The sequence below is a fragment of the Mesorhizobium sp. USDA 4132 genome (genome assembly GCF_056279545.1).
In genome coordinates this window covers 1105340-1119388 of record NZ_JBWCCP010000001.1, presented here as the reverse complement: position 1 = coordinate 1119388, position 14049 = coordinate 1105340, and the positions used below count along the sequence as shown (strand labels likewise).

General features: G+C 62.3%; 14 protein-coding genes. 6 read left to right on the top strand and 8 right to left on the bottom strand.

What is annotated here, in order from left to right:
* Positions 1–101: 101 nt before the first annotated feature.
* Both ACZ9IU_RS05710 and ACZ9IU_RS05705 read left to right on the top strand, forming a co-directional pair.
* Positions 102–290: a hypothetical protein gene (locus tag ACZ9IU_RS05710; protein ID WP_038540740.1), complete on the top strand. Its 189-nt coding sequence runs from the start codon at positions 102–104 to the stop codon at positions 288–290.
* A complete protein-coding gene (locus ACZ9IU_RS05705; protein WP_244447477.1) occupies positions 283–660 on the top strand; it encodes a type II toxin-antitoxin system RelE/ParE family toxin in 378 nt (125 codons plus the stop codon). The genes ACZ9IU_RS05710 and ACZ9IU_RS05705 overlap by 8 nt, the downstream gene beginning before the upstream one ends.
* Here the strand turns inward: ACZ9IU_RS05705 and ppdK are convergent.
* The 4 genes from ppdK to ACZ9IU_RS05685 form a co-directional block, all read right to left on the bottom strand.
* On the bottom strand, positions 579–3251 hold the full coding sequence (gene ppdK, locus ACZ9IU_RS05700) for a pyruvate, phosphate dikinase (RefSeq protein WP_038540737.1): 2673 nt from the start codon (positions 3249–3251) through the stop codon (positions 579–581). The genes ACZ9IU_RS05705 and ppdK overlap by 82 nt on opposite strands.
* Positions 3252–3694: 443 nt before the next feature.
* Positions 3695–7156, bottom strand: a complete 3462-nt coding sequence (locus ACZ9IU_RS05695) for a chromosome segregation SMC family protein (RefSeq protein ID WP_038540735.1) — start codon at positions 7154–7156, stop codon at positions 3695–3697.
* Positions 7157–7192: 36 nt separating this feature from the next.
* Positions 7193–7897 (bottom strand): DsbA family protein, encoded by a 705-nt coding sequence (locus ACZ9IU_RS05690; RefSeq protein WP_038540731.1) that lies wholly within the window; start codon positions 7895–7897, stop codon positions 7193–7195.
* Positions 7898–8041: 144 nt separating this feature from the next.
* On the bottom strand, positions 8042–8545 hold the full coding sequence (locus tag ACZ9IU_RS05685) for a DUF721 domain-containing protein (protein WP_038548869.1): 504 nt from the start codon (positions 8543–8545) through the stop codon (positions 8042–8044).
* Positions 8546–8632: 87 nt separating this feature from the next.
* Here ACZ9IU_RS05685 and mutY point away from each other — a divergent pair, with 87 nt between their 5' ends.
* Together mutY and ACZ9IU_RS05675 are read left to right on the top strand one after the other, a co-directional pair.
* Positions 8633–9718: an A/G-specific adenine glycosylase gene (gene mutY / locus ACZ9IU_RS05680; RefSeq protein ID WP_038540728.1), complete on the top strand. Its 1086-nt coding sequence runs from the start codon at positions 8633–8635 to the stop codon at positions 9716–9718.
* A gap of 18 nt (positions 9719–9736) precedes the next feature.
* Positions 9737–10351: an HAD family hydrolase gene (locus ACZ9IU_RS05675; RefSeq protein WP_038548866.1), complete on the top strand. Its 615-nt coding sequence runs from the start codon at positions 9737–9739 to the stop codon at positions 10349–10351.
* A 22-nt stretch (positions 10352–10373) separates the two neighbouring features.
* On the opposite strand, the gene ACZ9IU_RS05670 is transcribed toward ACZ9IU_RS05675, so the two are convergent.
* Together ACZ9IU_RS05670 and ACZ9IU_RS05665 are read right to left on the bottom strand one after the other, a co-directional pair.
* The gene (locus ACZ9IU_RS05670; RefSeq protein ID WP_498956848.1) at positions 10374–11147 is read right to left on the bottom strand and encodes a S24 family peptidase; all 774 of its coding nucleotides are present in this window, start codon (positions 11145–11147) and stop codon (positions 10374–10376) included.
* A gap of 250 nt (positions 11148–11397) precedes the next feature.
* Positions 11398–12528: a site-specific DNA-methyltransferase gene (locus ACZ9IU_RS05665; RefSeq protein WP_038540725.1), complete on the bottom strand. Its 1131-nt coding sequence runs from the start codon at positions 12526–12528 to the stop codon at positions 11398–11400.
* Between the two features lie 182 nt (positions 12529–12710).
* Between ACZ9IU_RS05665 and ACZ9IU_RS05660 the strand changes: the two genes are divergently transcribed.
* Positions 12711–12908, top strand: a complete 198-nt coding sequence (locus tag ACZ9IU_RS05660; protein ID WP_157885078.1) for a hypothetical protein — start codon at positions 12711–12713, stop codon at positions 12906–12908.
* On the top strand, positions 12905–13357 hold the full coding sequence (locus ACZ9IU_RS05655) for a hypothetical protein (RefSeq protein WP_051899661.1): 453 nt from the start codon (positions 12905–12907) through the stop codon (positions 13355–13357). The genes ACZ9IU_RS05660 and ACZ9IU_RS05655 overlap by 4 nt, the downstream gene beginning before the upstream one ends.
* A 4-nt stretch (positions 13358–13361) precedes the next feature.
* On the opposite strand, the gene ACZ9IU_RS05650 is transcribed toward ACZ9IU_RS05655, so the two are convergent.
* Positions 13362–13709, bottom strand: a complete 348-nt coding sequence (locus tag ACZ9IU_RS05650) for an antibiotic biosynthesis monooxygenase family protein (protein ID WP_038540722.1) — start codon at positions 13707–13709, stop codon at positions 13362–13364.
* Positions 13706–14035 carry an NIPSNAP family protein gene (locus ACZ9IU_RS05645; RefSeq protein WP_038540718.1) on the bottom strand — a complete coding sequence of 110 codons (330 nt, stop codon included), beginning with the start codon at positions 14033–14035 and terminating at the stop codon, positions 13706–13708. The genes ACZ9IU_RS05650 and ACZ9IU_RS05645 overlap by 4 nt, the downstream gene beginning before the upstream one ends.
* Positions 14036–14049: the final 14 nt, after the last annotated feature.

Genomic DNA, 14049 nt, shown 5'->3' with positions numbered 1-14049 from the left:
TGCATTTCCGAACGCCTATTTGTTTTTTCGGCGACGGCCGGCATGACATAAACATCCCCAATCGGCTTTTAAAAGCCGGTTCGATCTGCCATGATCCTTCCATGAGCGAACCGCAGAAGCCAATCTCGATTGAAGATGCTATTTCGCCGGCGCCGACGGAGGCAGCCGACGACCTGCACGCGTGGCAGGTCAAAAAACTGGCAGAGCGAAAAAAGTCGGCTGATGAGGGACGATTTGCTTCCGCCGAGACGGTGCGCGCGGTGATCCGCAAATTCATCCCCAATGGATGAACTCGTCTGGCTGGACGAGGCGCTGCAAGATCTCGATGAGATCGGCTCTTATATCGCACTCGACAATCCACAGGCTGCCGAAAACGTGGTTCGCCGCATCGTGGAAGCTGTTTCCATGCTGGCGTGGCCCGAAAGTCGGCCGACTGACTTCGGATGGAGATACACGGCGCCTCACCATTGCCAGCACCCCTTATATCGCGTTTTATCGTCTTCGCGAACGGGCGGAGATACTGGCCATATTTCACACGTCCCGAAAATGGCCGGACCATCTGAAATAGGTACGGGCACTCATCCCCTCCTCCTTTCGATCGCCGCCTGGGCTGCCGCAAGGCGGGCGATCGGTACGCGGAAGGGCGAGCAGGAGACGTAGTCGAGATCGGCATTCTCGCAGAAGCGGATCGAGGCGGGATCGCCGCCGTGTTCGCCGCAGATACCGAGCTTCAGGTCGTTGCGGGTCCGGCGGCCGCGCTCGGCGGCCATCTGGATGAGTTCGCCGACGCCGTCGAAATCGAGCGAGATGAACGGGTCGTGCTCGATGATACCCTTCCTCTGATAGGTGGGGATGAAGGCCGCCGCATCGTCGCGCGACATGCCGAAGGTCGTCTGGGTCAGGTCGTTGGTGCCGAAGGAGAAGAATTCGGCCGTCTCGGCGATGACATGAGCGCGGATGGCGGCGCGCGGCAGCTCGATCATCGTGCCGGCGAGATAAGCGATCGGCACGCCGGTCTCCTTAGCGACATCCTCGGCGACGCGGTCGATGACGCCCTTCACGTAATCCAGTTCCTTGCGCAGGCTGACGAGCGGCACCATGATTTCCAGCTCGACCGGTTCGCCTGTGAGTTTTCCGGCCTCGACCGCCGCCTCGAAAATGGCGCGCGCCTGCATTTCGGCAATTTCAGGATAGGAGATCGCCAGCCGGCAACCGCGATGGCCGAGCATCGGGTTGAATTCGTGGATGGCGTCGATGCGGCGGGCGAGGAAAGCGGGCGGCATCGCCATCGCCTTGGCGACCTCGGCGATCTCTGCTTCCGTCTTCGGCAGGAATTCGTGCAGCGGCGGATCGAGCAGGCGGATCGTCACCGGCAGGCCGTGCATGATCGAGAAGAGCTCGATGAAATCCGAGCGTTGCATCGGCAGGAGTTTTCCGAGCGCCTCGCGACGGCCCTTCTCGTCCTCAGCGAGGATCATCTCGCGCATGACGTGGATGCGGTCGCCTTCGAAGAACATGTGCTCGGTGCGGCAGAGGCCAATGCCTTCGGCCCCGAAGGAACGGGCGGCGCGGGCGTCCTGTGGGGTGTCGGCATTGGTGCGCACGGTCATGCGGCGGGTCTTGTCGGCCCAGGCCATAAGCTTGCCGAAATCGCCCGACAGCGCCGGCTGGATCATCGGCACCGCACCCTTCAGCACCTGGCCGGACGAACCGTCTATCGTCACCGTGTCGCCGCGCTTCAGCGTCATCCCGCCGCTTCCGATCAGGAGTTCGTTGCGCATGTCGACGCGCATCGAGCCGGCACCGACGACGCAGGGAATACCCATGCCGCGGGCGACGACTGCCGCATGGCTGGTCATGCCGCCGCGGGTGGTCAAAATGCCTTCGGCGGCGTGCATGCCGTGGATGTCTTCCGGGCTCGTTTCGATGCGCACCAGGATGACCTTGCGGCCTTCGTGCTCCGCCTCGACCGCCTCCTCGGCGGTAAAGACGATCTCGCCGGTCGCAGCGCCGGGGGAAGCCGGCAGGCCGGACCCGACCACGTGGCGCTCGACGCGCGGATCGATGGTCGGGTGGAGAAGCTGGTCGAGCGAGGGCGGCTCGATGCGGCAGACGGCCTCTTCCTCGGTGATGACGCCCTCCTCCACCATGTCGACGGCGATCTTCATCGCCGCGCGGGTGGTGCGCTTGCCGGAACGTGTCTGCAACATCCACAGCTTGCCGCGCTCGATGGTGAATTCGAGGTCTTGCATGTCGCGGTAATGGATTTCCAGCCGGTCGCAAATCGCCTTGAATGCGGCAAACGCCTCCGGCATCAGCTTTTCCATCGACGGCTTTTCCGAGCCGGAGGCGATACGCCCCTCTTCGGTGATCGATTGCGGCGTGCGGATGCCGGCGACGACATCCTCGCCTTGGGCATTGACCAGAAATTCGCCGTAGAGCTCCCGTTCGCCGGTCGAGGGGTTGCGGGTGAAGGCGACGCCGGTCGCAGACGACGAGCCGAGATTGCCGAACACCATGGTCTGGACGTTGACCGCCGTGCCCCATTCCTCCGGAATGCGGTGAAGCATGCGGTAGGTCACGGCGCGCGGGTTCATCCAGCTCGAAAAGACGGCGCGGATGGCGCCCCAGAGCTGCACATGCGGATCCTGCGGAAAGCTGGTGTCCAGCTCGTCCTCGATCATCCTCTTGTAGAGGCTGACGATATGCTGCCACTCGACCGCCGAAAGATCGGTGTCGTAGTCGTGGCCGAGGCGGGCTTTTTCGTCTTCCAGGATCTCTTCGAAGATCTCGTGGTCGAGGCCCATGACCACATCCGCATACATCTGGATGAAGCGGCGGTAACTGTCCCAGGCAAAGCGCGCATCGCCGGCATCGTGCCCGAGCGCCTGCACGGTCTCGTCGTTGAGGCCGAGGTTGAGGACGGTGTCCATCATGCCCGGCATCGAGGCGCGGGCGCCGGAGCGCACCGACAGCAGCAGAGGCTTGACCTTGCCGCCGAAGACGCGTCCGGTCTGGCCTTCGATGACGGTTATCCCTTCGAGGACCTGCGTCTTCAGGTCATCGGGAATGGTTCTGTTGTTGTTGAAATAGAAAACGCAGGCATCGGCGACAATGGTCAGTCCCGGAGGAACGGGCAGGCCAAGGCTTGCCATCTCGGCGAGATTGGCGCCCTTGCCGCCCAGCCGCTCGACATCCGCGGCGCGGCCCTCCGCCTCGCCGCCGCCGAAGCGATAGACCCATTTCGACATTGCTGCTCTCCACCCGTCGCAGTCTTTTACGCATAACTACAAGTTTTATGACGGTTTGGAAACGGATATGGGCAGGATTATGTTGCGCCGCAACAAAAGCGGTCACATGCGGTTTCAAAATAAGCTTGGGAGGGCTTTAAAAACAAAGCTTTGCGGGGCCGGATCACAGGCGGCCCCGCAAAGCTTTCCGCCCGGGACAGGAAACCCGGACGGGGGGTGGGAAACTTTCAAGTCGGACTGCGAAGCGTATGGACGCTCAGGCGCGTTCCAATTCCACAGTCAACAAAACAACAATAATCCGAAAATTACATCCCCCATATGGGTGATTCTACGTAGATGCAGGTAAATTTATACCGGAGACATAAAGTTGAAAATTGATCCTCGTCAATGAATGGCAAAAATCATGTGCGACGGAACGATCAACCCGCCTCAACCGGACCCGCTCAGCTCGCCTCGCGCAGCAGTTCCGCGGTCTGCAGATCGACGGAAACGAGCTGGGAAACGCCCTGTTCAGCCATTGTCACGCCGAAAAGACGGTTCATGCGGGCCATGGTGATGGGATTGTGGGTAATGATGATGAAGCGAGTTTCGGTGGAGGCCGCCATCTCGTCCATCAGATTGCAATAGCGTTCCACATTGTGGTCGTCCAGCGGCGCATCCACCTCGTCCAGCACGCAGATGGGGGCCGGATTGGTGAGGAAGACGGCGAAGATCAGCGCCATCGCTGTCAGCGCCTGCTCGCCGCCAGACAGGAGCGTCATGGTCTGCGGCTTTTTGCCGGGCGGGCGAGCGAGGATTTCAAGGCCCGCCTCGAGCGGATCGTCCGATTCGATCAACTGCAGTTCCGCCGTGCCGCCGCCGAAGAGATGAGTGAAAAGCCGCTGGAACTGCTCGTTGACCACGTCGAAGGCGGCGAGTAGCCGTTCGCGGCCTTCGCGGTTGAGGCTCTGGATCGCGCCGCGCAGCTTGCGAATGGCGTCGATCACATCGGCGCGCTCGCGCATCAGGTTGTCGAGCTTGTCGGAAAGCTCCTTCTGCTCTTCGTCGGCGCGCAGGTTGACGGCCCCAAGCCGTTCCCGCTCCATGCGCAGGCGATCGACCTCGCGCTCGATCTCGCGGACGTCGGGAAGCGCCCCGTCGGGCTTCAGGCCCGCCAGCCGCAGGACCTCGTGCGGCGGGACGTTGAGCGTTTCGCGGATCCGCACCTCGCTCTCGTGACGTTTTTCCGCCGCCGAGACCAGGCGCTCCTCGGCACGGCCGCGCTTCTCCCGCGATTCGGCGAGTTCGGACAAGGCAACGACCGCGATCCGGTCGGTTTCGCGCTGATAGGTTTCCGCCTCGGCCAGCCGGTCGGCGGCAGCGCGGCGGGCCTCCTCCGCCTTCTGGAGTTCGGTCAGCAGCGCACGGCGTTTGTCGTCGAATTCCTCGGGCGCGGCTTCGAGATCGGCGATCTCTTCGCGGGCCTCTTCCTCACGTTCTCTGAGGCTCTCGATATGGTCGGCGGCGCTTGCCGCCCGGGCGGTCCAGGAGGCGCGCTCCTGGGCTATCGCGGCAAGGCGACGCTTGCGGGCCTCGGTCTCGCGGCTCAAGCCCTCGTAACGGGCGCGCGCTTCGGCGAGCAGGCCGCGATCGATCGCGACAACCGCCTGCTGATCACGCAGCCGGTTATCGAGATCGGAAATATCGGGCGCATCCTCGAGTTCGATGCGGGCGTTTTCTTCCTGGATGCCGAGATCCTCGATCTGGGCAGTTACCTGGCTGACCGCCTCGCCTGCCACGTCGCGGCGACGCATCAGGTCGCCGGCGGCGCGTTCTGCAGCGGCCAGCGCATCGCGGGCTTCGGACAGCTGGCGGGCGGCGATGCGGGCGCGGTCGCGGGCATCCGTAAGGCGCCGTTCCGCAGCGGAGATTTCCGAGGCGGCGACAGCGAGCGCCACTTCGGTTTCGGAGAGCACGATCCGCGCTTCGTCGATCTCGGCTTCCAGTTCCGAGAGACGGTTCTTCTGGGAGAGCCGCAAGGCGGCGGCACCCGGAGCTTCGGAACCGGTAACGTGGCCGTCCCAACGATAGACGGCGCCTTCGCGGGTCACCAGCCGCTGGCCGGGCCGCAGCAGGCGCATCATCCGCTGGGCGTCCGCGGCCGCGACGACGCCGATCTGGCCAAGGCTGCGGGACAGCTCCGGCGGCGCGGTAACATGGGCGATCAGCGGCTGGGCACCCTGGGGCAGGCCGGGATCACCGGACCCGTCGCCATTCACCGACCAATAGGTCGGAGCCGCGGCATCGACCGGGCTGTCGAGATCTTCCCCCAGTGCGGCACCGAGGGCTGCCTCGAAACCGCGGTCGACGCGGATCATGTCGGCAACCGCGACGAAATCCCCCGCCGTGGCGCCTGCCGCCAGCATTTTCGAAATGGTGCGGGCCTCGGTCTCCAGCGCGTTGAGCGCCGAGCGGGCCGCTTCCACCGGGCCGCGGGCCATCAACTCGGCCGAGCGCGCGGCAGAAAGTGCAGCTTCCACATCCTCGGCAGCGATCGTCGCATCCTCGACGGCGATTTCCGCCGCTTCGACCGCCTCGCGCCTTTCGGCCGGGTCGTCGAGGCCGGAGAGACGCTCGTTGATGGCATCGAGTTCGTTCGTCGCATCGCCAAGCTGCCGGTCGAGGCGCTGGCGGCGTTCGGTCAGATCGCGGATCAGCCGTTCGAGCTGGTTACGACCGGCGGCGGCCTCGGCGCGCTCGGCGGTGATCGCCGAAAACAGCGCTTCGCTTGCCGCAAGCGACGCGGCTGCAGCCTCGAAGGTCTCGCGCATCTCTTCGGCTTCGGCGCCGGTATCGGCGAGCATGTCGTTGAGCTCGGCCTCTTCCTCGCTAAGCTTTTCGAGGAAGGAGGTGTTGTCGGCGGCAAGCCGCTCCTCGCGGCTGATATCCTCGCTGAGCTGAACAAGCCGGCGGGTCAGTTCGTCGCGGCGCTTCAGGAGGCGGTTCGCCTCTTCCTCCAGCTGGCCGCGGGCGATCTGCAGGCGCTGCAAGGCTGCACCTGCCTTCGCTTCCTCCTCGCGCAGTTCCGGCAGCTTGAGGCTGGCGATCGCCTGGTTCTTGGCGGCCTCCATCTGACTTTGAGCCTTTTCGGCAACGACGCTGGTCACCTGGTTGAGCGCGCTTTCCGCCTCGCCTTCCGCCTCCCTGGCCTGAACCCAGCGGATATGCAGCAGCATCGCCTCGCGGGCACGGATATCGGCCGACAGGGTCTTGAAACGGTTAGCCTGGCGGGCCTGACGCTTGAGGCTCTCGATCTGGCTTTCGATCTGCGAGAGCACGTCGTCCAGTCGTTCGAGATTCCCTTCGGCGGCCCGCAGCCGCAGTTCCGCCTCGTGGCGGCGCGAATGCAGGCCGGAAATGCCGGCGGCCTCTTCGAGGAGCTGGCGGCGTGCCTGGGGTTTGGCCTGGATCAGTTCGCCTATGCGGCCCTGCCCGACCATGGACGGCGAGCGGGCGCCGGTCGAGGCATCGGCAAACAGCAGCTGCACGTCCTTGGCGCGGGCTTCCTTGCCGTTGATGCGGTAGACGGATCCGGATTCGCGCTCGATGCGGCGGGTCACCTGGATCTCGTCGGAATCGTTGAAGGCAGCAGGCGCCGTACGGTCTGAATTGTCGAGATAGAGGCCAACTTCGGCCGTATTGCGGGCCGGCCGGTTGCCGGAGCCCGAGAAGATCACGTCGTCCATGCCGGACGCGCGCATGTTCTTGTAGGAGTTTTCCCCCATCACCCAGCGCAACGCCTCGACAAGGTTCGACTTGCCGCAGCCGTTCGGGCCGACCACGCCGGTCAGCCCGCGCTCGATGATAAATTCCGTCGGTTCGACGAAAGACTTGAATCCGAGAACGCGCAGCTTGTTGAACTTCATGCCGCGCCCCTCACCTTCCCGTCGGGGAAGGTGTGCTCACGATAGGCTGTCGATGAGCTTGGACATGGATTCAACCGACATATCTCCCGAATACTTCTTGCCGTTGATCAGGAAGGTCGGCGTGGAATTGACGCCAAATTCGTCCGCAGCCCTCTTCACGACAGCATTCACTTCATCGAGAAGCTTCTGGTTCGTCAAGCAGGCCTCGAAAGTCTGCTGTGAGTAACCTGCCAGTTTGACCGTCTGGAGCAGCGCATTGCGCACATTTCCGTCCGCCGGCGACGCCCAGCCGCGCTGCTGCTTGAAGAGCATCGAGACCATCGGGAAATACTGGGCAGGCGTCGAAAGCTCGGCGGCGTTCTGCGGGCTGCAGCGGGCGAGCATGAAAGCGGCGGTCGCAACCGGATCGAACGGGAATTCGCGGATGATGAAGCGCGCCTTGCCGCTGTCGATATACTTGGTCTTGATCGTGTCGAAGGTCTTGTTGTGGAAGTTGGCGCAATGCGGGCAGGTCATCGACATGTATTCGATGATCGTGACCTTGGCCTTTTCGTCGCCCAGCGCCATTTCCGGCAGCGGGCCCGGCTTCAGTGCAGCGGCCATGTCCACGTCGCCCTGGGATTCCGGCATTTCCTGCGCAAAGGCTTCGGAAGCGCCGAGCGGCAGCGCCAGGCAAAGGGCGGTTACAGCCACTCCGCCGAGAAGCGTGCGCCTGGTCATGGTCATTTCGTTCATCTGCATGGAACACCCGTGTGCGAGAAATCTTCAATAAAGGTGACATTCCGTATCGCGGCGCCCCAGCGCGAACAAGCTGTCGATAAGCAAATCTCTTCAAAGAATTGTGACAAATCGGAGGTCTATCAAGAGGATCGGCAGGTTTATCTCTCAGACTTTGCGTTTCTGCTGCAGAACGGCGGTGCCAAGCCTTGCTACCGCCTTCTTCAGCGCCTCGCTTTCGATCCCTTCCATCATGGTTTCCAGCCGCCTGGCGGCCTCGCCCTTCAACGGCGGCGGCTTGCGGGGATGCTTGAAGGTCTGGGACACCGGTTTCTGGACGATGCGGATCTGGCGCACAGCCGGAAAACCGAAAAAGCCGTTGATGCGGGCGATCAGTTCACCCTGGGCATGGGTGAGGAAAAGAGCGCGCGCCCCTTCGCAGGCAATCGTCAGAACACCAGCCTGATGACCGCCGCCCGAACCGGTGCCCTCGTCGCGTCGCGGCCAGGCGATCTTTTCCGGCCGCGTGCAATCGGCAAAGTCCTCGCCGGCGATCTCGTCCCAGGAGCCGAGCAGTGCCGTCGATATGCCGGCGCGGCGGGCAAGCACCGGATCGATGATGCCGTTGGCGATTTCCGATATCTGCAGCTCGCGTTTCTTGGGATAACTCATGACGCCCGCCATTGCGGCACCGGCAGGCCTTGATGCCGGCGCACTATTCCCACAACTATACGCCATCTCTTCCCACTACGGCAAACGATGCTCCAGACGATCAACATCACCCATGCGCAGAAGCTGCTGACCTGGTACGACCGGCATCACCGCGAGCTTCCATGGCGGGTAAGCCCGGCTGCGGCAAAGGCCGGAAGGCAGGCCGATCCCTACCACGTCTGGCTTTCGGAAGTGATGTTGCAGCAGACCACCGTGCAGGCGGTGAAACCCTATTTCGCCAAATTCCTGACGCTCTGGCCCAAAGTGACGGACCTTGCGGCCGCACCGGTCGAGGACGTAATGGCAGCCTGGGCGGGGCTTGGTTATTACGCACGCGCCCGCAACCTGAAAAAATGCGCCGAAGCGGTTGCGGCCGAGCATGGTGGTGTGTTTCCCGACACGGAGGAAGGCCTGCGAGCGCTTCCCGGCATCGGCGACTATACGTCAGCCGCCGTTTCGGCCATCGCCTTCAACCGCCAGTCCGCCGTCATGGACGGCAATGTCGAGCGAGTGATTTCGCGGCTCTATGCCATCGACGCGCCGCTTCCGGGCTCGAAGCCGGCGATGAAGACAAGGGTGGCTGAACTGACGCCCACTGAGCGGCCCGGCGATTTCGCGCAGGCGATGATGGATCTCGGCGCGACGATCTGCACCCCGAAACGGCCGGCCTGTGCGCTCTGTCCCTTCCGCGACGATTGTCTCGCCTTTGCAGAACACGACCCTGAGCGGTTTCCTGTCAAGGCGGCAAAAAAGGAAAAGCCGGTGCGGCTTGGCGCCGTCTTCGTCGCGGTGACGCCGGAGGGCGAAGTGCTGCTCAGGCGACGGATCGACAGCGGCCTCCTCGGCGGCATGACCGAAGTGCCGACCACAGCCTGGACGTCGCGCATCGACGGCGGGACGACGACGGAGCACGCCCCCTTCCCGGCCGCATGGGAAGCGTCCGGCACCGTCACCCATGTCTTCACCCATTTCGAACTGAGGCTCTCGGTCTTCCGGGCGAAGACCGAGAGGGTCGCCACCGCCGACGGATGGTGGGAACCGGTCACAAATCTCGAGGCCCAGGCCTTGCCGACGGTGATGAAAAAAGCCATCACCCAGGCTATTCCACTGGCCTTCGAAAAATCTCCGAACTGATATTCCCAGGACATGTTCATGGCAGCCAAGATCGACCACATCGTCTTCGACATCGGCAAGGTGCTGATCCATTACGATCCGAACCTTCCCTATGCCCGCGTCATCCCGGACGAGGAGGAACGCAGATGGTTTTTTGAGAACGTCTGCACCCATGAATGGAACCTGGAACAGGATCGCGGCCGCAAGTGGGAAGATGCCGAGGCGCTGCTGGTCGAACAATATCCGGAGCGCGAGGAACAGATCCGCGCCTTCCGCAAATGCTGGCACGAAATGGTGCCGCATGCCTATGACGGCTCGGTCGCGATCATGGAAGGCCTGATCGACAAGGGCCGCGACGTGACGATGCTGACCAATTTCGCCGCCGACACGTTCGCCGAGGCTAGGCAGATCTTCCCCTTTCTCAACAGACCGCGGGGCGTCACCGTGTCTGGCGAGATCGGCCTGATCAAACCGGACGTGGAGATCTACGAAAAGCACGCCCGCGATTTTGGTCTGACGCCGGAAGCCTCGATCTTCATCGACGACAGCCAGGCGAATGTCGAGGGTGCGCGCGCGGCCGGCTGGCAGGCGGTGCATTTCAAGGATCCGGAAACGCTGCGCCAGGACCTGATCGCCCACGGCATCGAACTTTAAGGCTTTGTCTCATGGGCCGGATCTACAGGACCCGGCTTACGGTGCAGACGCGGCCGACGACCTTCAGATCGGACAAACTGTCCTTGAGGACATGCTGCGGGCTATAACGTTCCAGATTGTCCGGCAGGAGTTCGACGCTTCCATTGGCGAACCTCTGCACCCGCCGTGCGATCAGTTCCGCGCCGGTATCGAACAGGTAGACCCGACCGTCCTCCAATTTGCGGTCGCTGGTATCGACGAACATCGGGGCTCCGTCGACGATCGTCGGCGACATGCTGTCGCCCTTGGCGGGCACGACCCGCATGTTTTCCGGCTCGACCGAAAGTCTGGCCCAAAAACCCTGGGGGATGGCCGCCCATGTGGTGTCGTGCGGTTCGAGCGGGGGCTGTCCGGTCGCCTCGTTTTCATAAGCCGGGATGACGATACGATCGGCGAGATCCCAGACCGGGCTCGGCTCGGAAAATCCGGCCGGCTGGATTTCCGGCGCCGCGAAATGGATGATGCCTTCTTCCACCCACCAGTCGTTGCCGAGATATTCGATCGGCACGTCGGCCAGTTCCGCCATCATGTTGAGCGTGCTGTGGCGCGGCTCGGTCTTGCCGTGCCGGTAGTTGTCGAGGGTGTTGTCGTTGAGGCCCAGCGCACCCACCACCCTCAGCCGGCCGCCGGCAAGCTCGCAGAGGATCAGCATCTTCAGCGCCACGGCCTGGCGCGCGGCATCCCTGCCCTCCCAGCTTGGAGAGAACCGCGCCAACGCACGCTCGATCCGGTGGCGCAGCTCGCCATTGACAGGCATGGACATTCTAAAAAACGCTAACCTGGAAATTCGTTCAACCTGATACAACCTACGATATCAAGCGCAGGTGACGGCGGGAATACCTGAAATTTCGCAAAGTCGAGTTTGGCCGGGCGGCAGTGACCGTCAGCGCGACGCCAAAAAAGAAATGGCGCCCGGGATCAGCCTTCCCGGGCGCCAATTATCCTCGTCCGGGACTAGAGGTACGAAACCGGACGAGGCATTCGGTCGATGTGGCGGGACCGGTGGATCAATCCATTTTCGCCATATCGTTTCGGATCACGGATCGCAGTTCGTCGATGGGCTTGAGGGATTTGCCATCGTCGAAATGCCAGAAAGTCCATCCGTTGCATGCATCAAGGCCCTGCACTTTCGCGCCGAGGCGATGAATGGAACCGGCGTCGCCATTTGCCGAGAGCGTGCCGTCGGCGCGGATGATCGCGCTGTGGCGGCGCTTCGCATCGGTCAGGACCTGACCGGGCTTGACGAGACCGCTTTCGACCAGGGTGTTGAAGGCGACACGGGGTTCGGCCTTCTTGCCGGTCATGACCGTCAGTTCCGCCTTGCCGAGCGGTTCGACGGAGGCGATGCGCTCGGAAGCCGCATCGATATAATCCTGCTCGCGCTCGATGCCGACGAAATTGCGGCCGAGGCGTTTTGCGACGGCGCCGGTCGTGCCGGTCCCGAAGAAGGGATCGAGGATGACATCGCCCGGCTTGGTCGAGGCCATGATCACACGGGCAAGCAGCGCTTCCGGCTTTTGGGTCGGATGGACCTTCTTGCCGTCGTCGCCCTTCAGGCGTTCGCCGCCGGAGCAGATCGGGAAGAGCCAGTCGGAGCGCATCTGCACGTCGTCGTTGGAGGCCTTCAGCGCATCGTAATTGAAGGTATAACCCTTCGACTTGGCGTCGCGGCTCGCCCAGATCATCGTTTCATGGGCGTTCTGGAACCGGCGACCCTTGAAATTCGGCATCGGGTTCACCTTGCGCCAGACGATGTCGTTCAGCAGCCAGAAGTTCAGGTCCTGCATGATCGCGCCGACACGGAAGATGTTATGGTAGGAGCCGATGACCCAGATCGTGCCGTTCGGCTTCAGGACGCGGCGGCAGGCAAGCAGCCAGGCGCGGGTGAAGGCGTCGTAGATCTCGAAGGAGGCGAACTGGTCCCATTCGTCGTCGACGGCATCGACCAGCGACTGGTCGGGACGGTGCAGCGTGCCGCCGAGCTGGAGATTGTACGGAGGATCGGCAAAGATCGCATCGACGGAATGATCCGGCAGAGCCTCCAGAGCAGCGACGCAATCACCCTTGATGATGGAGTTTAGCCAAGTGTCCGGACGGACCTGACGGTTCAGGTCGGCCAACGGAAGAACTGCTGCCATTTGCTACTCGCTACGCTCTACTCGATACGAATTTTTACTGCCTGTTATGGTTACCCATTTTGGTTACTAAAGCCTGAAGCGGCGTGCGGTTTCGGGAAAAATTTTGAGGCGTGGAAAGATGGTGCCGGCTTGATCATTCCGACACATGCCGTATCTTTGGAGAACAATGATGGAGTGCAATCATGCCCACCACAAAGGCATCCGCAAAGCGAGGCGAGCAGCCGACAAGAAGAAGAGTGCTTCTTGCTCGAGAGCTCAGCGATGCGGAAATGGCAGCGATCCGCGCCGCGCAGGTCAAGGCGGACGTGCCCTATAATCTCGACGACCTCGACGACGAAGGCAATCTTGTCTCCCGGAAACCCTCGGATCGGGCGCGTTGAAAATCCCTCTTTCGGCGCCAGTCGGTAGCATTGTCGCCTACGAATATCTCTGGCATTCCCAATCCGGAACAAGGGACGACGGTGAGAAAACGCGCCCTGCGGTTATCGTCTTGTCCGCCGTCCGCGATGGAAGCAAAGAGATCGTCTATTGCCTCGGCATCTCGCATAGCGAACCGAAATCTCACCAACGCGCATTACCTCTGCCAACAAAGCTGCTGAGGTATCTCGGCCTCTCGGAGGAGCCGTCCTGGGCTTATACCGACCAGTTGAATGTCTTCATCTGGCCGGGTCCCGATTTACGTCCCGCTTCATGGCTGTCGAGCCGACCGCACACCGACGACAGCTGTTTGATTGGCCATTTGCCGAGCGACTGGTTCGAGTCGCTCAAGATGCATCTTGGAGAAAGCCGGCAGCTCGGCAAGCTCGCCGCCATCAAACGCAGCGAATAAACATCTAAGCCGCATGCACCTCGCGGCTGTCCTTCGGCGCTTCGTCCCTCTCGAACATGCCGCAATCCCTGACGACATGGCCGATGCGCAGGCGGTAGTCGGCAAAGATGCCGCCGCGGCCGGTTTTCTGGGCGGCGCGGTGGCTTTCGAGGTTGCGCCATGCCTTGACCGCCTCCTCGTCCCGCCAGAAAGACAGGGACAGGATTTTTCCGCGCAGGGTGAGACTTTCGAACCGCTCGATCGAGATGAACCCGTCGATGGTTTCCAGTTCGGACCGCAGTTCGCCGGCAAGGTCGAGATATTTGTGGCGCTCGCCCATATAGGGAATGACTTCGAAGATGACGGCGATCATGGCTTTACCAAAGCTCCGTGGGGCATGGAGACGTTCTTGAGGAAGATGCGATCCTCCTTCAGGATGAAACGTTCGCGCTTGGAAAACGCGTAGTTCTCCCGGCCAAGCGGATCGGCCATCAGCCGGGACCGGTAGGTCTCGTAGGCGGCGAGGCTGTCGATGTTGTAGACGCCGTAGGCCGTTGTTGCCGAGCCCTCGTGCGGGCCGAAATAACCGATCAGGCCGGCGCCGCAGCGTGGGATCGCCTGGCCCCAGTTGCGGGCATATTCAGTGAACTGATCCTTCTTGAACGGGTCGATCTCGTAGCGGATGAAACAGGTGATCATGGCTTCGTCTCCTT

Excerpts from the sequence above, each read along its gene's own strand:
- ACZ9IU_RS05705 (WP_244447477.1), top strand. The coding sequence starts at position 283 with ATGGATGAACTCGTCTGGCTGGACGAGGCGCTGCAAGATCTCGATGAG.
- ppdK (WP_038540737.1), bottom strand. The coding sequence starts at position 3,251 with ATGTCGAAATGGGTCTATCGCTTCGGCGGCGGCGAGGCGGAGGGCCGC.
- ACZ9IU_RS05710 (WP_038540740.1), top strand. The coding sequence starts at position 102 with ATGAGCGAACCGCAGAAGCCAATCTCGATTGAAGATGCTATTTCGCCG.
- ACZ9IU_RS05660 (WP_157885078.1), top strand. The coding sequence starts at position 12,711 with ATGCCCACCACAAAGGCATCCGCAAAGCGAGGCGAGCAGCCGACAAGA.
- ACZ9IU_RS05690 (WP_038540731.1), bottom strand. The coding sequence starts at position 7,897 with ATGCAGATGAACGAAATGACCATGACCAGGCGCACGCTTCTCGGCGGA.
- ACZ9IU_RS05645 (WP_038540718.1), bottom strand. The coding sequence starts at position 14,035 with ATGATCACCTGTTTCATCCGCTACGAGATCGACCCGTTCAAGAAGGAT.
- ACZ9IU_RS05650 (WP_038540722.1), bottom strand. The coding sequence starts at position 13,709 with ATGATCGCCGTCATCTTCGAAGTCATTCCCTATATGGGCGAGCGCCAC.
- ACZ9IU_RS05670 (WP_498956848.1), bottom strand. The coding sequence starts at position 11,147 with ATGCCTGTCAATGGCGAGCTGCGCCACCGGATCGAGCGTGCGTTGGCG.
- ACZ9IU_RS05675 (WP_038548866.1), top strand. The coding sequence starts at position 9,737 with ATGGCAGCCAAGATCGACCACATCGTCTTCGACATCGGCAAGGTGCTG.
- ACZ9IU_RS05665 (WP_038540725.1), bottom strand. The coding sequence starts at position 12,528 with ATGGCAGCAGTTCTTCCGTTGGCCGACCTGAACCGTCAGGTCCGTCCG.
- ACZ9IU_RS05695 (WP_038540735.1), bottom strand. The coding sequence starts at position 7,156 with ATGAAGTTCAACAAGCTGCGCGTTCTCGGATTCAAGTCTTTCGTCGAA.
- mutY (WP_038540728.1), top strand. The coding sequence starts at position 8,633 with ATGCTCCAGACGATCAACATCACCCATGCGCAGAAGCTGCTGACCTGG.
- ACZ9IU_RS05685 (WP_038548869.1), bottom strand. The coding sequence starts at position 8,545 with ATGAGTTATCCCAAGAAACGCGAGCTGCAGATATCGGAAATCGCCAAC.